At 66.1% G+C, this 17,337-nt stretch carries 11 protein-coding genes and 1 pseudogene; all 12 read right to left on the bottom strand.

Annotation, left to right across the window (positions count from 1 at the left end):
• Positions 1 to 85 precede the first annotated feature (85 nt).
• The 12 genes and pseudogenes from tuf to secE all read right to left on the bottom strand — a co-directional run bounded on the left by tuf (position 86) and on the right by secE (position 17,290).
• The gene (gene tuf / locus E5843_RS10885) at positions 86 to 1,276 is read right to left on the bottom strand and encodes an elongation factor Tu (protein ID WP_134673967.1); all 1,191 of its coding nucleotides are present in this window, start codon (positions 1,274 to 1,276) and stop codon (positions 86 to 88) included.
• 81 nt (positions 1,277 to 1,357) lie between these two features.
• Positions 1,358 to 3,454, bottom strand: a complete 2,097-nt coding sequence (fusA, locus tag E5843_RS10890; protein WP_134673968.1) for an elongation factor G — start codon at positions 3,452 to 3,454, stop codon at positions 1,358 to 1,360.
• Between the two features lie 170 nt (positions 3,455 to 3,624).
• Positions 3,625 to 4,092, bottom strand: a complete 468-nt coding sequence (rpsG, locus tag E5843_RS10895) for a 30S ribosomal protein S7 (RefSeq protein ID WP_134673969.1) — start codon at positions 4,090 to 4,092, stop codon at positions 3,625 to 3,627.
• A gap of 12 nt (positions 4,093 to 4,104) precedes the next feature.
• The gene (gene rpsL / locus E5843_RS10900) at positions 4,105 to 4,479 is read right to left on the bottom strand and encodes a 30S ribosomal protein S12 (RefSeq protein ID WP_100324556.1); all 375 of its coding nucleotides are present in this window, start codon (positions 4,477 to 4,479) and stop codon (positions 4,105 to 4,107) included.
• A 314-nt stretch (positions 4,480 to 4,793) separates the two neighbouring features.
• Positions 4,794 to 9,038, bottom strand: coding sequence for a DNA-directed RNA polymerase subunit beta' (rpoC, locus tag E5843_RS10905; protein ID WP_134673970.1), 4,245 nt, complete (start codon positions 9,036 to 9,038; stop codon positions 4,794 to 4,796).
• 89 nt (positions 9,039 to 9,127) lie between these two features.
• Positions 9,128 to 13,289: pseudogene (rpoB, locus tag E5843_RS10910) on the bottom strand (DNA-directed RNA polymerase subunit beta).
• 329 nt (positions 13,290 to 13,618) lie between these two features.
• The gene (rplL, locus tag E5843_RS10915) at positions 13,619 to 13,996 is read right to left on the bottom strand and encodes a 50S ribosomal protein L7/L12 (protein ID WP_134673972.1); all 378 of its coding nucleotides are present in this window, start codon (positions 13,994 to 13,996) and stop codon (positions 13,619 to 13,621) included.
• A 77-nt stretch (positions 13,997 to 14,073) separates the two neighbouring features.
• On the bottom strand, positions 14,074 to 14,598 hold the full coding sequence (gene rplJ / locus E5843_RS10920) for a 50S ribosomal protein L10 (protein ID WP_134673973.1): 525 nt from the start codon (positions 14,596 to 14,598) through the stop codon (positions 14,074 to 14,076).
• Between the two features lie 372 nt (positions 14,599 to 14,970).
• The gene (rplA, locus tag E5843_RS10925) at positions 14,971 to 15,672 is read right to left on the bottom strand and encodes a 50S ribosomal protein L1 (RefSeq protein WP_134673974.1); all 702 of its coding nucleotides are present in this window, start codon (positions 15,670 to 15,672) and stop codon (positions 14,971 to 14,973) included.
• Positions 15,673 to 15,675: 3 nt separating this feature from the next.
• Entirely contained in the window at positions 15,676 to 16,104 is a 429-nt protein-coding gene (gene rplK / locus E5843_RS10930) for a 50S ribosomal protein L11 (protein WP_100324550.1), read from the bottom strand.
• 214 nt (positions 16,105 to 16,318) lie between these two features.
• Positions 16,319 to 16,891: a transcription termination/antitermination protein NusG gene (gene nusG / locus E5843_RS10935; protein WP_134673975.1), complete on the bottom strand. Its 573-nt coding sequence runs from the start codon at positions 16,889 to 16,891 to the stop codon at positions 16,319 to 16,321.
• 15 nt (positions 16,892 to 16,906) lie between these two features.
• Positions 16,907 to 17,290: a preprotein translocase subunit SecE gene (gene secE, locus E5843_RS10940; RefSeq protein ID WP_134673976.1), complete on the bottom strand. Its 384-nt coding sequence runs from the start codon at positions 17,288 to 17,290 to the stop codon at positions 16,907 to 16,909.
• Positions 17,291 to 17,337: the final 47 nt, after the last annotated feature.

Below are 17,337 nucleotides of genomic sequence, written 5' to 3' on the forward strand. Positions count from 1 at the left end.
GTCAAGTTACTGGACCCCCGAGTGGAACACTCGGGGATGACGACCTGACAAAGCCGTGCGCCCTGGGGGCGCACGGGTCAGGGCGTCACTTGATGATCTTGGCGACGACGCCGGCGCCGACGGTGCGGCCGCCTTCGCGGATCGCGAAGCGCAGGCCTTCGTCCATCGCGATCGGGTTGATCAGCGAGACCACCATCTTCACGTTGTCGCCCGGCATCACCATCTCGGTGCCTTCCGGCAGCTCACAGGCACCGGTGATGTCGGTGGTGCGGAAGTAGAACTGCGGACGGTAGCCCTTGAAGAACGGCGTGTGGCGGCCACCCTCGTCCTTCGACAGCACGTAGACCTCGGCTTCGAAGTCGGTGTGCGGCTTGATCGAACCCGGCTTGCACAGCACCTGGCCGCGCTCGACGTCGTCACGCTTGGTGCCGCGCAGCAGCAGACCGGCGTTGTCGCCCGCCTGGCCCTGGTCGAGCAGCTTGCGGAACATCTCGACGCCGGTGACGGTCGTCTTCTGGGTGGCGCGGATACCGACAATCTCGATTTCCTCGCCCACCTTGATCACGCCGCGCTCGATGCGCCCGGTCACCACGGTGCCGCGGCCCGAGATCGAGAACACGTCCTCGACCGGCATCAGGAACGTCTTGTCGATGTCGCGCTCCGGCTCCGGGATCCAGGTGTCGAGCGCCTCGACCAGCTTGATGATCGCCGGCACGCCGATGTCGGACTGGTCGCCTTCCAGCGCCTTCAGTGCCGACCCGTGGATGATCGGGGTGTCGTCGCCGGGGAAGTCGTACTTCGACAGCAGCTCGCGCACTTCCATCTCGACCAGCTCGAGCAGCTCGGCGTCGTCGACCATGTCGGCCTTGTTCAGGAACACCACGATGTACGGCACGCCGACCTGGCGGGCGAGCAGGATGTGCTCGCGCGTCTGCGGCATCGGGCCGTCCGCGGCCGAGCACACCAGGATCGCACCGTCCATCTGCGCCGCGCCGGTGATCATGTTCTTGACGTAGTCGGCGTGGCCCGGGCAGTCGACGTGCGCGTAGTGGCGCGTCGGGCTCTCGTATTCCACGTGCGAGGTCGAGATCGTGATGCCGCGGGCCTTTTCCTCAGGCGCCTTGTCGATCGCGTCGTAGGCGTGGAACTCGCCGCCGAAACGCTCCGCGCCCACCTTCGTCAGCGCCGCCGTCAGCGTCGTCTTGCCGTGGTCGACGTGACCGATCGTGCCCACGTTCACGTGGGGCTTGGTGCGCTCGAACTTACCCTTTGCCATGTGTCTAACTCCGAAATTTGGGGTTGGGGAGGTACCGGGAATCCGGGGCGGCTGCCCCGGATCCACCGCGGATCCCTGCTCTTAGTTCTTCTTGACCACAGCTTCGGCGATGTTGGTCGGCGCCTCGGCGTAGTGGTCGAATTCCATCGTGTAGGTCGCGCGACCCTGGCTCATCGAGCGCAGCGTGGTGGCGTAGCCGAACATCTCGCCCAGCGGCACCATCGCGTTGATGACCTTGCCCGACAGCGTGTCATCCTGGCCCTGCAGGATGCCGCGGCGACGGCTCACGTCGCCCATCACGTCACCGAGGTAATCCTCGGGCGTCACGATCTCGACCTTCATGATCGGCTCGAGCAGCACCGGGCTGGCGCGGTTGAAGCCTTCCTTGAAGCCCATGGAGCCGGCGATCTTGAACGCCATTTCCGAGGAGTCGACCTCGTGGTACGAACCGTCGACCAGGCGGACCTTGACGTCGACGATCGGGTAGCCGGCCATGATGCCGTTGGCCAGCACTTCCTGGATGCCCTTGTCGACCGCCGGGATGTACTCCTTCGGCACGACACCGCCGACGATGGCGTTCTCGAACTCGTAACCGGTGCCCGGCTCCTGCGGCGAGATTTCCAGCCACACGTGACCGAACTGGCCCTTGCCGCCCGACTGGCGGACGAACTTGCCTTCCGACTTCACCGACTTGCGGATCGTCTCGCGGTAGGCCACCTGCGGCTTGCCGACGTTGGCCTCGACGTTGAACTCGCGCTTCATGCGGTCGACGATGATGTCGAGGTGCAGCTCGCCCATGCCGGCGATGATGGTCTGGCCGGATTCCTCGTCGGTACGCACGCGGAACGACGGATCCTCCTGGGCCAGGCGGCTCAGGGCGATACCCATCTTCTCCTGGTCGGACTTGGTCTTGGGTTCGACGGCCATCGAGATGACCGGCTCCGGGAAGACCATGCGCTCGAGAACGATCGGAGCGTCCTGGGCGCACAGGGTGTCACCGGTGGTGACGTCCTTCAGGCCCACGGCGGCGGCGATGTCGCCCGCCAGCACTTCCTTGATCTCTTCGCGGTTGTTGGAATGCATCTGCAGCAGGCGGCCGATGCGCTCCTTCTTGCCCTTGACCGAGTTCAGCACCTGATCGCCGGCGTTGAGCTTGCCCGAATAGACGCGGAAGAACGTCAGCGAACCGACGAAGGGATCGGTGATGATCTTGAACGCCAGCGCGGAGAACGGCGCGGTGTCGTTGGAGTCGCGCAGCAGCTCCTTCGATTCGTCGTCGATGTCGGTGCCGCGGACGGCCGGCACGTCGACCGGCGACGGCAGCAGCTGTACGACGCCGTCGAGCATCGCCTGGACACCCTTGTTCTTGAACGCGGTGCCGCAGAACATCGGCACGATCTCGGTAGCCAGCGTGCGCGCGCGCAGGCCGGCAACGATCTCTTCCTGCGAGAGCTCACCGCCCTCGAGGTACTTGTCCATCAACGCCTCGTTGGCCTCGGCGGCGGACTCGACCATGTAGGCGCGCGCCTCGGTGGCCTTCTCGAGGAGCTCGGCGGGGATCTCGCGATACTCGAAGGTCAGGCCCTGGCTGGCGGTATCCCAGTGGATCGCCTTCATCTTCAGCAGGTCGACCACGCCCTCGAAGCCGTCCTCGGCGCCGATCGGCACCTGCATCGGCACGGGGGCGGCGCCCAGACGCGACTTCAGCTGGTCACGGACCTTGAAGAAGTTCGCGCCGGTGCGGTCCATCTTGTTGACGAACGCGATGCGCGGCACCTTGTACTTGTTGGCCTGGCGCCACACGGTCTCGGACTGCGGCTGCACGCCGCCGACCGCGCACAGCACGAACACGGCGCCGTCGAGCACGCGCAGCGAACGCTCGACTTCGATGGTGAAGTCGACGTGGCCGGGGGTGTCGATGATGTTGAAGCGGTGCTCGGGCAGGGTCTTGTCCATGCCCTTCCAGAACGCGGTGGTGGCCGCGGACTGGATCGTGATGCCGCGCTCCTGCTCCTGTTCCATCCAGTCCATGGTGGCGGCGCCGTCATGCACCTCGCCGAGCTTGTGGCTCTTGCCGGTGTAGAACAGGATGCGCTCGGACGTGGTGGTCTTGCCGGCATCGATGTGGGCCATGATGCCGAAATTGCGGTAGCGGTCGATGGGAGTGGTGCGAGCCACGGTCGTCTCTCGTTTCTGGGCCCGACGCATGCGCCGAGCTGAAATGGCCGGACGCCGCCTTGCGGCGGCCTCCGGGTGCAGGATGCGGCGGCCGAGGGCAGCCGCGCCGGCGCCGACCCCTCAGGGTCCGGCTGTGCCGGGATGGGCACCCCGCGGGGCGCCCTGGGGAATCACCAGCGGTAGTGCGCGAACGCCTTGTTCGCCTCCGCCATGCGGTGGGTTTCCTCACGCTTCTTGATGGCGCCGCCACGGTTCTCGGAGGCGTCCATCAGCTCACCAGCCAGCTTGCGCGGCATGGAGTTCTCGCCACGCTTGCGCGCGGATTCGATCAGCCAGCGCATAGCCAGCGCACTGCGGCGCGACGCGCGGACTTCCACCGGCACCTGGTAGGTGGCGCCGCCGACGCGGCGGGACTTCACCTCGACCGACGGGGACACGTTGCCCAGCGCCTTCTCGACCAGCTCGAGCGCGTTGGGGTTCTTTTCGCCGATGACGTCCATGGCGCCGTACACGATCTTCTCGGCAATCGACTTCTTGCCGCTCTTCATGACCATGTTGATGAAGCGCGCGATGGTGTCGCTGCCGTGCTTCGGATCAGGCAGCACCGAACGCTGCGGAGTATTTCCCTTGCGTGACATGTCTTAGTCTCCTCAGCCCTTCGGACGCTTGGCGCCGTACTTCGAACGCGCCTGCTTGCGCTTGGCGACACCGGCGGCGTCGAGCGAGCCGCGCACGGTGTGGTAGCGAACGCCCGGCAGGTCCTTGACACGACCGCCGCGGATCAGCACCACGCTGTGCTCCTGCAGGTTGTGGCCTTCGCCGCCGATGTACGAGATGACCTCGTAGCCGTTGGTCAGGCGCACCTTCGCCACCTTGCGAAGCGCCGAGTTCGGCTTCTTCGGGGTGGTGGTGTACACGCGGGTGCACACGCCGCGACGCTGCGGGCAGTTCTCGAGCGCAGGCGACGCGCTTTTGTAGGTTTCCGGGCTGCGCGGCTTCCGCACCAGCTGGTTGATCGTTGCCATCGTGTCTTTGGTTTCTTTGGTTGGGGCTGGCGCCCGTGCGTGAAAACAAGGATAGGCCGCATGCGGCCTACCCAGACGGAAAAGTATAGCCCGCGCCGACGCAAAGCGTCAACGCGCACTATCCACCGGACGATCGCGCACTGCACGCCGCCGGAACTTCTGCGATCCCGCCCTTCCTGGGCCGAACACGAGGCGCGTCCGTGACGCCTCTTTTCGTGATCTGGGGCGACCCTGGGGTCGTCGAACTGCAAATTGTATCCCAACAGCGACCGGGAGGGGCGGCCGCGTGGCCGCACCTCCCGCGCCGCGGGCGATTACTCGCCCTGGCCGGCCTCCGGCGCGACCTCCGCCACGTCCTCGCGGACCTGGCTGGCGGCCGGCTCCACATCTGACGTGACGCTGCCCGACAGCGCTTCCATCTCCGACTCGGTGAGGCCCGAGGCGTCGCGACGGCGCTGGGTGTGGTACGCCAGGCCGGTACCCGCCGGAATCAGGCGGCCGACGATGACGTTCTCCTTCAGGCCACGCAGGCCGTCGCGGGTGCCGCGCACGGCAGCCTCGGTCAGCACGCGGGTGGTCTCCTGGAACGAGGCCGCCGAGATGAACGACTCGGTCGCCAGCGAGGCCTTGGTAATGCCCAGCAGCACCGGCTCGTACTTGGAGGTGAGCTCGTTGCGCTTGGCCAGCTTGGCGTTGTCCTCGATGGCGCGCTGCTTCTCCACCTGCTCGCCGACCAGGTAGCGGCTGTCGCCGGCGTCGGTGATCTCGACCTTGCGCAGCATCTGGCGAACGATCACCTCGATGTGCTTGTCGTTGATCTTGACGCCCTGCAGCCGGTAGACGTCCTGGATTTCCTTGGTCAGGTACGAGGCCAGCTCCTCCACGCCCTTCAGGCGCAGGATGTCCTGCGGGCTCGGCTCGCCGTCCACCACGGTCTCGCCCTTCTCCACGTGCTCGCCTTCGAACACGATGATCTGGCGGTACTTCGGGATCAGCTCCTCGTGCTCCTCGCCGTCCGGACCCTTGAGGATCAGGCGCTGCTTGCCCTTGGTGTCCTTGCCGAAGCTGACGATGCCCGAACGCTCGGCCAGCACCGCCGGGTCCTTCGGCTTGCGTGCCTCGAACAGGTCGGCCACGCGCGGCAGACCACCGGTGATGTCGCGGGTCTTGGACGCTTCCTGCGGGATCTTGGCCACCACGTCGCCCACGCCCACGGCCGCGCCATCCTGCAGGTTGACGATCGAACGCGGCGGCAGCAGGTACTGCGCCGGCAGGTCGGTACCCGGGATGTTGAGGTCGTTGCCCTTGCCGTCGACGATGCGCACGATCGGGCGCAGGTCCTTGGCGGCCGAGCCACGACGTTTCGGATCGGTGATCTCGCGCGACGCCAGGCCGGTCAGCTCGTCGGTCTTCTCGATGACGGTGACGCCGTCGACGAAGTCGATGAAGCGGATGAAGCCGGCAACTTCCGACACGATCGGATGGTTATGCGGATCCCAGTTGGCCACGGTCTGGCCGGCCTTGATCTCCGCACCGTCCTCGACACCGATGGTGGCGCCGTACGGCAGCTTGTAACGCTCGCGCTCGCGGCCGTGCGGATCGAGCACCGACAGCTCGCCCGAACGCGACACCGCAACGAAATGGCCGCTGGCATGGCGCACGTGCTTGAGATTGTTGAACTTGATCGAGCCGGTGGTCTTGACCGTCACGTTGTCGATGGCGGCCGCACGCGATGCCGCGCCACCGATGTGGAACGTCCGCATGGTGAGCTGGGTACCCGGCTCGCCGATCGACTGCGCGGCGACCACGCCGACCGCCTCGCCGTGGTTGACCAGGTGGCCGCGGCCGAGGTCACGGCCGTAGCACATGGCGCACACGCCGAACGGGCTTTCGCAGGTGATGGTCGAGCGGACGTTGATCGTCTGCACGCCGCCATCCTCGAGACGGCTCACCCACTGCTCGTCGAGAAGCGTGTTGCGGGTGACGATCGGATCCTCGTCGTTGCCCGGCAGGAACACGTCCTCGGCCACGACACGACCCAGCACGCGGTCGCGCAGCGGCTCGACCACGTCGCCGCCTTCCACGATCGGGGTCATGGTGAGGCCGGCCTGCGTGCCGCAGTCGGTCTCGGTGATCACCACGTCCTGCGCCACGTCGACCAGGCGACGGGTCAGGTAACCGGAGTTGGCAGTCTTCAGCGCGGTATCCGCGAGACCCTTTCGGGCACCGTGGGTCGAGATGAAGTACTGCAGGACGTTCAGGCCCTCGCGGAAGTTCGCGGTGATCGGCGTCTCGATGATCGAGCCGTCGGGCTTGGCCATCAGGCCACGCATACCGGCCAGCTGGCGGATCTGCGCCTGCGAACCACGCGCGCCGGAGTCGGCCATGATGTAGATCGAGTTCATCGACTTCTGCTCGACGGCGACGCCCTCGGCATTGGTGACGGTCTCGGTACCGATCGTGTCCATCATCGCCTTGGCGACGCGCTCGTTGGTGCGCGACCAGATGTCGACCACCTTGTTGTAGCGCTCGCCGGCAGTGACCAGGCCGGACTGGTACTGCTGCTGGATCTCCAGCACCTCGGTTTCGGCCTCGGCCAGGATGTCCTTCTTCTCGGCCGGGATGGTCATGTCGTCGATGCCGATCGACACGCCGGCGCGCGTTGCGAACGCGAAGCCGGTGTACATCAGCTTGTCGGCGAACACGACCGTGTCCTTCAGGCCCAGCTGGCGGTAGCAGGAGTTGATCAGCCGCGAGATGTTCTTCTTGCTGAGCTCGGTGTTGGCCAGCGCGAACGGCAGGCCGTCCGGCAGGATCTCGGCCAGCAGCGCGCGGCCCACCGTGGTGTCCACGATCGACGTGCGCTTCTCGCGGTTGCCTTCCTCGTCGATCACGGTCTCGGCGATGCGGACCTTGACCTTGGCGTGCAGCTCGACGACGCGGTTGTCGTAGGCGCGCTTGACCTCGGCGACGTTGGCGAACGCCATGCCTTCGCCCGCCTTGTTCTCCAGCGCGCGGGTCATGTAGTACAGGCCGAGCACCACGTCCTGCGACGGCACGATGATCGGCTCGCCGTTCGCCGGCGACAGGATGTTGTTGGTCGACATCATCAGCGCGCGCGCTTCCAGCTGGGCTTCCAGCGAGAGCGGCACGTGGACGGCCATCTGGTCGCCGTCGAAGTCGGCGTTGAACGCGGTGCAGACCAGCGGGTGCAGCTGGATGGCCTTGCCCTCGATCAGCACCGGCTCGAACGCCTGGATGCCCAGGCGGTGCAGGGTCGGCGCGCGGTTGAGCAGCACCGGGTGCTCGCGGATGACTTCTTCCAGGATGTCCCAGACTTCCGCCTCTTCGCGCTCGACCAGCTTCTTGGCGGCCTTGATCGTCGTGGCGAGGCCACGGCGCTGCAGCTTGGAGAAGATGAAGGGCTTGAACAGTTCCAGCGCCATCTTCTTCGGCAGGCCGCACTCGTGCAGGCGCAGCGTCGGGCCGACCACGATGACCGAACGGCCCGAGTAGTCGACGCGCTTGCCGAGCAGGTTCTGGCGGAAACGGCCCTGCTTGCCCTTGATCATGTCGGCCAGCGACTTCAGCGGGCGCTTGTTGGTGCCGGTGATGGCGCGGCCACGGCGGCCGTTGTCCATCAACGCATCGACCGATTCCTGCAGCATGCGCTTCTCGTTGCGCACGATGATGTCGGGCGCGTTGAGTTCGAGCAGGCGGCGCAGGCGGTTGTTGCGGTTGATGACGCGGCGGTACAGGTCGTTGAGGTCCGACGTGGCGAAGCGGCCACCGTCCAGCGGCACCAGCGGACGCAGGTCCGGCGGAAGCACCGGCAGCACCGTCATGATCATCCACTCGGGACGGTTGCCGGACTCGACGAACGCCTCCACCAGCTTGATGCGCTTGGTGAGGCGCTTGAGCTTGGTTTCCGAACCGGTGCTGGCGATGTCTTCCTTGAGCTTCACCATCTCGGCCTGCAGGTCGATCGTGCGCAGCAGGTCGTACACGGCCTCGGCGCCCATCGCGGCGTCGAAGTCGTCGCCGTGCTCCTGGCGCATCTGCAGGAACTGCTCTTCGTTGAGCAGCTGGCCGCGCTCGAGCGGGGTCAGGCCCGGCTCGGTGACCACGAACGCCTCGAAATAGAGGATGCGCTCGATGTCACGCAGCGTCATGTCCAGCATCAGGCCAATGCGCGACGGCAGCGACTTCAGGAACCAGATGTGCGCGGTCGGGCTGGCGAGGTCGATGTGGCCCATGCGCTCGCGGCGCACCTTGGCCAGCGTCACTTCCGTGCCGCACTTCTCGCACACCACGCCGCGGTGCTTCATGCGCTTGTACTTGCCGCACAGGCACTCGTAGTCCTTCACCGGGCCGAAGATGGACGCGCAGAACAGGCCGTCACGCTCGGGCTTGAAGGTGCGGTAGTTGATGGTCTCGGGCTTCTTCACTTCGCCGTAGGACCACGAACGGATCATGTCCGGCGATGCCAGCGCGATCTTGATCGCGTCGAAATCGAGCGCGGGGCGCTGCTGGTTGAACAGGTTCAGAAGGTCTTTCATGAGTTTCTCCGGGAACGGGAATCGGGGACGTGGCTTTGGTGCTCACCCGTGGCGGGCGCGTCGTGCGCGCCCTGCCCCGGGCTGCGTCCTCAGTTCTCTTCCAGCTCCATGTTGATCGCGAGCGAACGGATTTCCTTGACCAGCACGTTGAACGACTCGGGCATGCCGGCAACCATTTCGTGCTCGCCGTCGACGATGTTCTTGTACATCTGGTTGCGGCCCTGCACGTCGTCGGACTTCACCGTCAGCATTTCCTGCAGGGTGTAGGCCGCGCCGTAGGCTTCCAGCGCCCAGACTTCCATTTCGCCGAACCGCTGACCGCCGAACTGCGCCTTGCCGCCCAGCGGCTGCTGGGTGACGAGCGAGTACGGGCCGGTCGAACGCGCGTGCATCTTGTCGTCGACCAGGTGGTTGAGCTTGAGCATGTGCATGTAGCCCACGGTCACCTTGCGCTCGAACCCTTCGCCGGTACGGCCGTCGAACAGCTGGGTCTGGCCGCTCACCGGAAGGTCGGCGAGCTCGAGCATCTTCTTGATCTCGGTCTCGGCCGCACCGTCGAACACCGGCGTCGCCATCGGCACGCCGTCGGTGAGGTTCTTCGCCAGCGCCAGCAGCTCCTCGTCGCTGAACTGGGTCAGGTCGACGCGCTGACCGGTCAGCTCGTTGTCGTGGTTGTAGATCTGGTCGAGGAACGTGCGCAGGTCCTTCACCGCGGCCTGTGCGTCGAGCATGCGCTGGATCTTCTCGCCCAGCCCCTTGGCCGCCCACCCGAGGTGGACCTCCAGGATCTGGCCGATGTTCATGCGCGACGGCACGCCCAGCGGGTTCAGCACGATGTCCACGGTCTGGCCATCGGCCATGTACGGCATGTCCTGCACCGGCACGATGTTGGACACCACGCCCTTGTTGCCGTGGCGGCCGGCCATCTTGTCGCCCGGCTGGATGCGGCGCTTCACCGCCAGGAACACCTTGACCATCTTCAGCACGCCCGGGGCAAGGTCATCGCCCTGGGTGATCTTGCCGCGCTTGTCCTCGAACCGGCGGTCGAACTCCTTGCGGTGCGCATCGATCTGCATCTGCGCACGCTCGATCGCCTCGACTGCTTCGGCGTCCTTCATCCGCAGCGCGAACCAGTCGGTGCGCTTCAGGCCGTCGAGCACCGCCTCGGTGACGGTGTCGCCCTTCTTCAGGCCGGCGCCGCCGTTGGCGACCTTGCCGACCAGCTGCGACTTCAGGCGCGCGTAGATCGCACCCTCGAGGATGCGGAACTGGTCGTCGAAGTCCTTCTTGACGCGCTTGATCTCGCTCTCTTCGATCTGGCGCGCACGCTTGTCCTTCTCGATGCCGTCGCGGGTGAAGACCTGCACGTCGATGACGGTGCCGTCCATGCCCGGCGGCACGCGCAGCGAGCTGTCCTTCACGTCGGACGCCTTCTCGCCGAAGATCGCGCGCAGCAGCTTCTCTTCCGGGGTCAGCTGGCTCTCGCCCTTCGGCGTGACCTTGCCGACCATGATGTCGCCGGCGCGCACTTCCGCACCGATGTACACCACGCCCGACTCGTCGAGGCGGTTCAATGCCTGCTCGGAGACGTTGGGGATGTCGGCGGAGATTTCCTCCGGACCGAGCTTGGTGTCACGCGCGACCGCGGTCAGCTCTTCGATATGGATCGTCGTGTAGCGGTCTTCCTTGACGACGCGCTCCGACAGCAGGATCGAGTCCTCGAAGTTGTAGCCGTTCCACGGCATGAACGCGACCAGCATGTTCTGGCCCAGGGCCAGTTCGCCGATGTCGGTCGACGGGCCGTCGGCCAGCACGTCGCCGCGCGCGATCACGTCACCCACTACCACCAGCGGACGCTGGTTGATGCAGGTGTTCTGGTTGGAGCGCGTGTACTTGATCAGGTTGTAGATGTCGACGCCGGCATCGGTCTCGCCGGAGATCTCGCTCTCGTGCGCCTTGACCACGATGCGGCCCGCGTCGACCTGCTCGACCACGCCACCACGGCGCGCGTTGACGGTCACGCCCGAGTCGCGTGCCACCGCACGCTCGATGCCGGTGCCGACCAGCGGCTTCTGCGCACGCAGCGTCGGCACGGCCTGGCGCTGCATGTTGGCGCCCATCAGCGCGCGGTTGGCGTCGTCGTGCTCGAGGAACGGCACCAGCGCCGCCGCCACCGACACGGTCTGCATCGGCGACACGTCCATGAAGTGGACTTCCGCCGGCGGCTTGAGCAGCGACTCGCCCTGGTAGCGCACGTCGACGAACTGCTCGCTGAGGCGGCCATCATCGTCCTGCGGCGCGTTGGCCTGGGCGATGACGTACTCGTTCTCCTCGATCGCCGACAGGAACTCGATCTCGTCGGTGACCTTGCCTTCCACCACGCGGCGGTACGGCGTCTCGAGGAAGCCGTAGCGGTTGGTGCGGGCGAACACCGCCAGCGAGTTGATCAGGCCGATGTTCGGGCCTTCCGGGGTTTCGATGGTGCAGACGCGGCCGTAATGGGTCGGGTGCACGTCGCGCACCTCGAAGCCGGCACGCTCGCGGGTCAGGCCGCCCGGACCAAGCGCGGAGACGCGGCGCTTGTGGGTGACTTCCGACAGCGGGTTGTTCTGGTCCATGAACTGCGACAGCTGCGAGGAGCCGAAGAACTCCTTCACCGCGGCCGCGACCGGCTTGGCGTTGATGAGCTCCTGCGGGGTCAGGCCATCGGCCTCGGCCATCGTCAGGCGCTCGCGCACGGCGCGCTCGACGCGGACCCAGGCCCACGCGGAACACGTTCTCGGCCATTTCGCCGACCGAACGCACGCGGCGGTTACCCAGGTGGTCGATGTCGTCGACGCCGCCGCGGCCGTTGCGGATCTCGGTCAGCACGCGGATCACGTCGAGGATGTCGGAGCTGTCTCCGTTCGCCTCGCGCAGGCGCGCGGAATCCTCGTCCTTGCGGTCGGCAAAGTACTTGGCGTCGTACAGCACCGACGCGCCTTCGGTTTCCTTGCGGCCGAGGCGGCGGTTGAACTTCATCCGGCCCACGCCCGAAAGGTCGTAGCGCTCGAAGGTGAAGAACAGGTTGTGGAACAGGTTCTGCGCGGCATCCTTGGTCGGCGGCTCGCCGGGACGCATCATGCGGTAGATCTCGACCAGGGCCTCGAGCTGGGTCTTGGTCGGGTCGATGCGCAGGGTGTTGGACAGGTACGGGCCGCGGTCGAGGTCGTTGACCCACAGCGTGCCGATGGCGTCGATGCCGGCCTTGCGGAACGCGGCGAGCTGCTCGTCGGTGATCTCGTCGTTGGCGGTGGCCAGCAGCTCGCCGCTGGCGGCGTCGACCACGTCATGCGAGAGGATGCGGCCGAGCAGGTATTCGTCCGGCACCGCCAGCGCGGAGATGCCCGAGGCCTCGAGCTGGCGCACGTGGCGCGCGGTGATGCGGCGGCCCGCCTCGACGATGACGGTGTCGCCATCGGCCAGGTCGAAGTCCAGGGTCTCGCCACGCAGGCGCTCGGGCACGAGCTCGAGCTGCACGCCGTCGCCTTCCGGCAGGACGTGGAAGGTGTTGACCTCGAAGAACTCGTTGAGCATCTCCTCGTTGGAGTAGCCCAGCGCGCGCAGCAGGATCGACACCGGCAGCTTGCGGCGACGGTCGATACGGGTGAACAGCGCGTCCTTGGGATCGAACTCGAAGTCGAGCCACGAACCGCGGTAGGGAATGATGCGCGCCGAGTACAGCAGCTTGCCCGAGCTGTGGGTCTTGCCACGGTCGTGGTCGAAGAACACGCCCGGCGAGCGGTGCAGCTGGGAGACGATGACGCGCTCGGTGCCGTTGACGATGAAGGTGCCGTTGCCGGTCATGAGCGGGATCTCGCCCATGTAGACCTCCTGCTCCTTCACGTACTTGATGGCCTTCGACGACGACTCGCGGTCGTAGATCACCAGGCGCACGGTCACGCGCAGCGGGGCGCCGTAGCTGAGGCCGCGGTTGCGGCACTCACGCTCGTCGAACACCGGCTCGCCGAGCTTGTAGCCGACGTACTCCAGCGCGGCATAGCCGTTGTAGCTGACGATCGGGAACACAGACTTCAGCGCGGCGTGCAGGCCGCGGTCCTCGCGCTTGGCGGGGTCGATGTCTGCCTGCAGGAACTCGCGGTACGAGTCGACCTGGATCGCGAGCAGGAAGGGCACCTCGAGGATGCTCCGGCGCTTGCCGAAGTCCTTGCGGATCCGCTTCTTCTCGGTAAAGGAATACGTAGTCGTCATGAGGTATGACCGCCTTTGGCTCTACGGGCTGCGCGTCCGCAGCCCTGGGGACAGACCATCGCGTCGATGGCCCCGGGGGAAACCGCCAGTCGGAAGTTGCTGGTATTGCCGGCACCAGCACGCCTTCTCCCGCTACTTCCGAATGGCGACTTGCTTGAAAACCGTGACTCGGGATTCGTGATTGGTGATTCGCCAAAGCAGGGCCGCAGCCCCTCGAATCACCAATCACCAATCACCAATCAGCGCTATTGCAGCAACGGCCAAAGGCCGGGGGCTTTCGCCCCCGGCCTCGGTGGTCGCCTGAACGGGTCGGGCGACGCAAGGACCGCTTACTTCAGCTCGACGGCGGCGCCGGCGGCCTCGAGGTCCTTCTTCAGCTTCTCGGCTTCGTCCTTCGAGACGCCTTCCTTCACGTCCTTCGGGGCGCCTTCGACCAGGTCCTTGGCTTCCTTCAGGCCCAGGCCGGTGATGGCGCGGACGACCTTGATGACCTCGACCTTCTTCTCGCCGGCGGCCTTCAGGACGACGGTGAACTCGGTCTGCTCCTCAACGGCGGCAGCCGGGCCAGCGGCCGGGCCAGCGGCCACGGCGACCGGAGCGGCAGCGGACACGCCGAACTTCTCTTCGAACGCCTTGACCAGCTCCATCACCTCGACGAGGGACTTGCTGCCGATGGCTTCCAGGATTTCTTCGTTGGAAAGGGACATTGTGATTACCTTGATTGACTGGTTTCGAAACGGCTAGATGACTGGATGCGTACCGAATGCGGCATCCATCAGTGACTTCAGGCGGCCTTGGCCTGGCCGACCGCGTTGATCACGCGGGCGGTCGAGGCGGCGGGCTCGGCCAGGACGCGGGCAAGCATGGTGGCCGGCTGGGCCATCATGCCGACCAGCATGGCCAGTGCCTGTTCGCGGGTCGGCAGCGAAGCCAGGACATCCACATGGGTGCCCGGGTACTTCTGTCCACCAACCGCGACCAGGCGCGGCTTCAGCTTGTCAGCGGTCTTGGCGAAGTCCTTGATGAGGCGGCCGGCGGCACCGGGGTCTTCCTTCGAGAAGGCATACAGCAGCGGACCGGTCAGCTCGTCGGCGATGACGGCGTAATCGGTGTCGGCCACTGCACGCGAAACGAGGGTGTTCTTGACTACCTTGAGGTAGACCCCGTTCTCGCGCGCCTTCTTGCGCAGGTCGGTCAGCTGAGCGACCGTAAGACCCAGATACTCGGCGGCGACCAGCGAGTGCGCCGATGCGGCGACCTCGGCCAGTTCGGCAACGACTTCCTTCTTCTGGTTCAGATTGAGAGCCATTGCACTCCTCCGTACTTCAACTCCGCCTGCGGCTCCTGCCGCGGACGGTCCATGAGCGGCACCGGTCCATCGATGCCGGGACGGCCGAATGGCCTTCCGGGTGGCAGCCTTTTTCCGGATTCGAAACCAGCATGAATTCCAGAGGGTCGGCGACCATCTACGCAGGCCCGCGATGCTTGCGCATGCACAGGATTAAGCGGTCCGCGCTGCAGCGGCGGCGATTCCATTGCCAGTCGAGCGTCCATGCCCGTCGCCGTTGCATCGTCGACCGCGCCTGCGGTCTTTGACGGCGCCGCGCCGGGACCGGAGTCCGTTTGCGAAGCCCTCAAAATTGGTGGAACAGGCGGCGCCCGGAGGCGCCACCCCGGAACATCACTTCAGCGCGAGCGAACCCTGGTCCACGGCAACGCCGGGGCCCATCGTCGAGCTGACCGAGATCTTCTGCAGGTACTGGCCCTTGGACGTGGCCGGCTTGGCCTTGACCAGGTCCGCAAGCAGGGCCTGCAGGTTGGTCTTCAGGCGCTCGGCGTCGAAGTCGGCCTTGCCGATGGTGCAGTGGATGATGCCGGCCTTGTCGGTGCGGTAACGCACCTGGCCGCCCTTGGCGTTCTTCACCGCTTCGCCCGGGTTCGGGGACACGGTGCCGACCTTCGGGTTCGGCATCAGGCCGCGCGGGCCCAGCAGCGTGCCGAGCTTGCCGACGACGCGCATGGCGTCCGGGGTGGCGATGACCACGTCGTAGCTCAGGTCGCCGCCCTGCATCTTCTCGGCGAGATCATCCATGCCGACCGCATCGGCACCCGCGGCCAGGGCCTCGTCGGCCTTGGCGCCGGCCGGCGCGAACACCGCCACGCGCACGGTCTTGCCGGTGCCTTCCGGCAGCACGGTCGAACCACGGACCTGCTGGTCCGACTTGCGCGCGTCGACGCCGAGGCGCACCGCCACGTCGACTGCTTCGTTGAACTTCGCCGTGCTGAGATCCTTGACGATCTTCAGCGCGTCGTCGATGCCGTATGCCTTGCCCGGCTGGACCGCGGCGGCAACTGCCTTCTGGCGCTTGGTCTGCTTTGCCATGTCTTAGCCCTCCACCGTCAGGCCCATGCTGCGGGCCGAGCCCGCGATCGTGCGCACCGCCGCTTCCAGTTCGGCTGCCGTCAGGTCGGCTTCCTTGGTCTTGGCGATCTCCTCGAGCTGCTTGCGGGTGACCTTGCCCACCTTCTCGGTGTTCGGGCGCTTGGAGCCCGAGGTCACGCCAGCGGCCTTCTTGAGCAGCACGGCGGCAGGGGTGCTCTTGGTGATGAAGGTGAACGTACGGTCCGAATAGGCCGTGATGATCACCGGCACCGGCAGGCCCGGCTCCATCTTCTGCGTGGCGGCATTGAACGCCTTGCAGAATTCCATGATGTTCAGGCCGCGCTGGCCCAGCGCGGGGCCGACCGGCGGCGAGGGGTTGGCCTGACCGGCCTTCACCTGCAGCTTGATGTAACCGACGACTTTCTTTGCCATCTGACTGTTCTCTCCGGGTGCAAGCGCCTGTGAAGGCTCCCCATCGGGCCGGGATCATGTCGGTCAGGAGTGGCACGCGTCCCGGCGTCGCCGTGCCACTCACACGAAGGGCCACCTGCGGGGTGGCCAATACGGATGCCCGGCTCGACCGGACAGGGAGCCGCGCAGTATAGCAGGTTGCAAAGCCACCGCCAGTGCAGGCGGTGGCGCGGGTTCAGGCCTTCTCGACCTGGCCGAATTCGAGTTCCACCGGCGTCGAGCGGCCGAAGATCAGCACAGCGACGCGCAGGCGGCTCTTCTCGTAGTTGACTTCCTCGACCACGCCGTTGAAGTCGTTGAACGGCCCGTCGACCACGCGGACCATCTGGCCCGCCTCGAACAGCACCTTCGGACGCGGCTTCTCGACGCCGTCCTGCACGCGCTGCAGGATCGCATCGGCCTCGTCATCGCGGATCGGCAGCGGCTGCGCGGCGGTCCCGCCGATGAACCCCATCACCTTCGGGGTTTCCTTCACCAGGTGCCAGCTCTCGCTGTCGATGCGCGGGATGCCCGCCTCGTCATGGGTGGCGATCTGCACCAGCACGTAGCCCGGGAAGAACTTGCGCTCGGAACGGCGCTTCTGGCCGGAACGCATCTCGACGATCTCTTCGGTCGGCACCAGCACGTCGCCGAACTTTTCCTGCATCTCGGCACGGACGATGCGGTCGCGCAGCGCCTGCGCCACCGACTTCTCGAAGCCGGAATAGGCATGCACCACGTACCAACGCTTGTCGGCTTGGGTTTCCATCAGCTCGTCAACTCCTCAGTGCCCCAGAAACAGCCGCAGCAGCCACTGGATGACGGTATCGAAGCCCGCGAGCACCAGCGCGATGATGATCACTGCGATGATCACCACCCAGGTCATGCGCATGGCTTCCTGGCGGGTCGGCCAGACCACCTTGCGCAGCTCGAAGCGGGTCTCGGCCAGGAACTCGCGGGTTTGCGCGCCCCTGGTCGTGGACACCATGAAAACCGCGACACCGGCAGCGACGCCGGCGACCACGGCCAGGATCCGCGCAAAGGCCGGCCACTGCCCGGCGAACCAGTAGAACGCGAACAGGCCGGCCACCACCAGCAGGATCGACACCGCGTACTTGACGATGTCGGCGGCGGAAGCGGTCTTGGATTGTTCGACTCGGCTGTTCACTCGGGGCTTCGCTGCTGTGGTCGTGCCGACCCGGTGGGTCGGTCATG

The organism is Luteimonas yindakuii, from assembly GCF_004803715.2.
Classification (GTDB): Bacteria; Pseudomonadota; Gammaproteobacteria; order Xanthomonadales; family Xanthomonadaceae; genus Luteimonas; species Luteimonas yindakuii.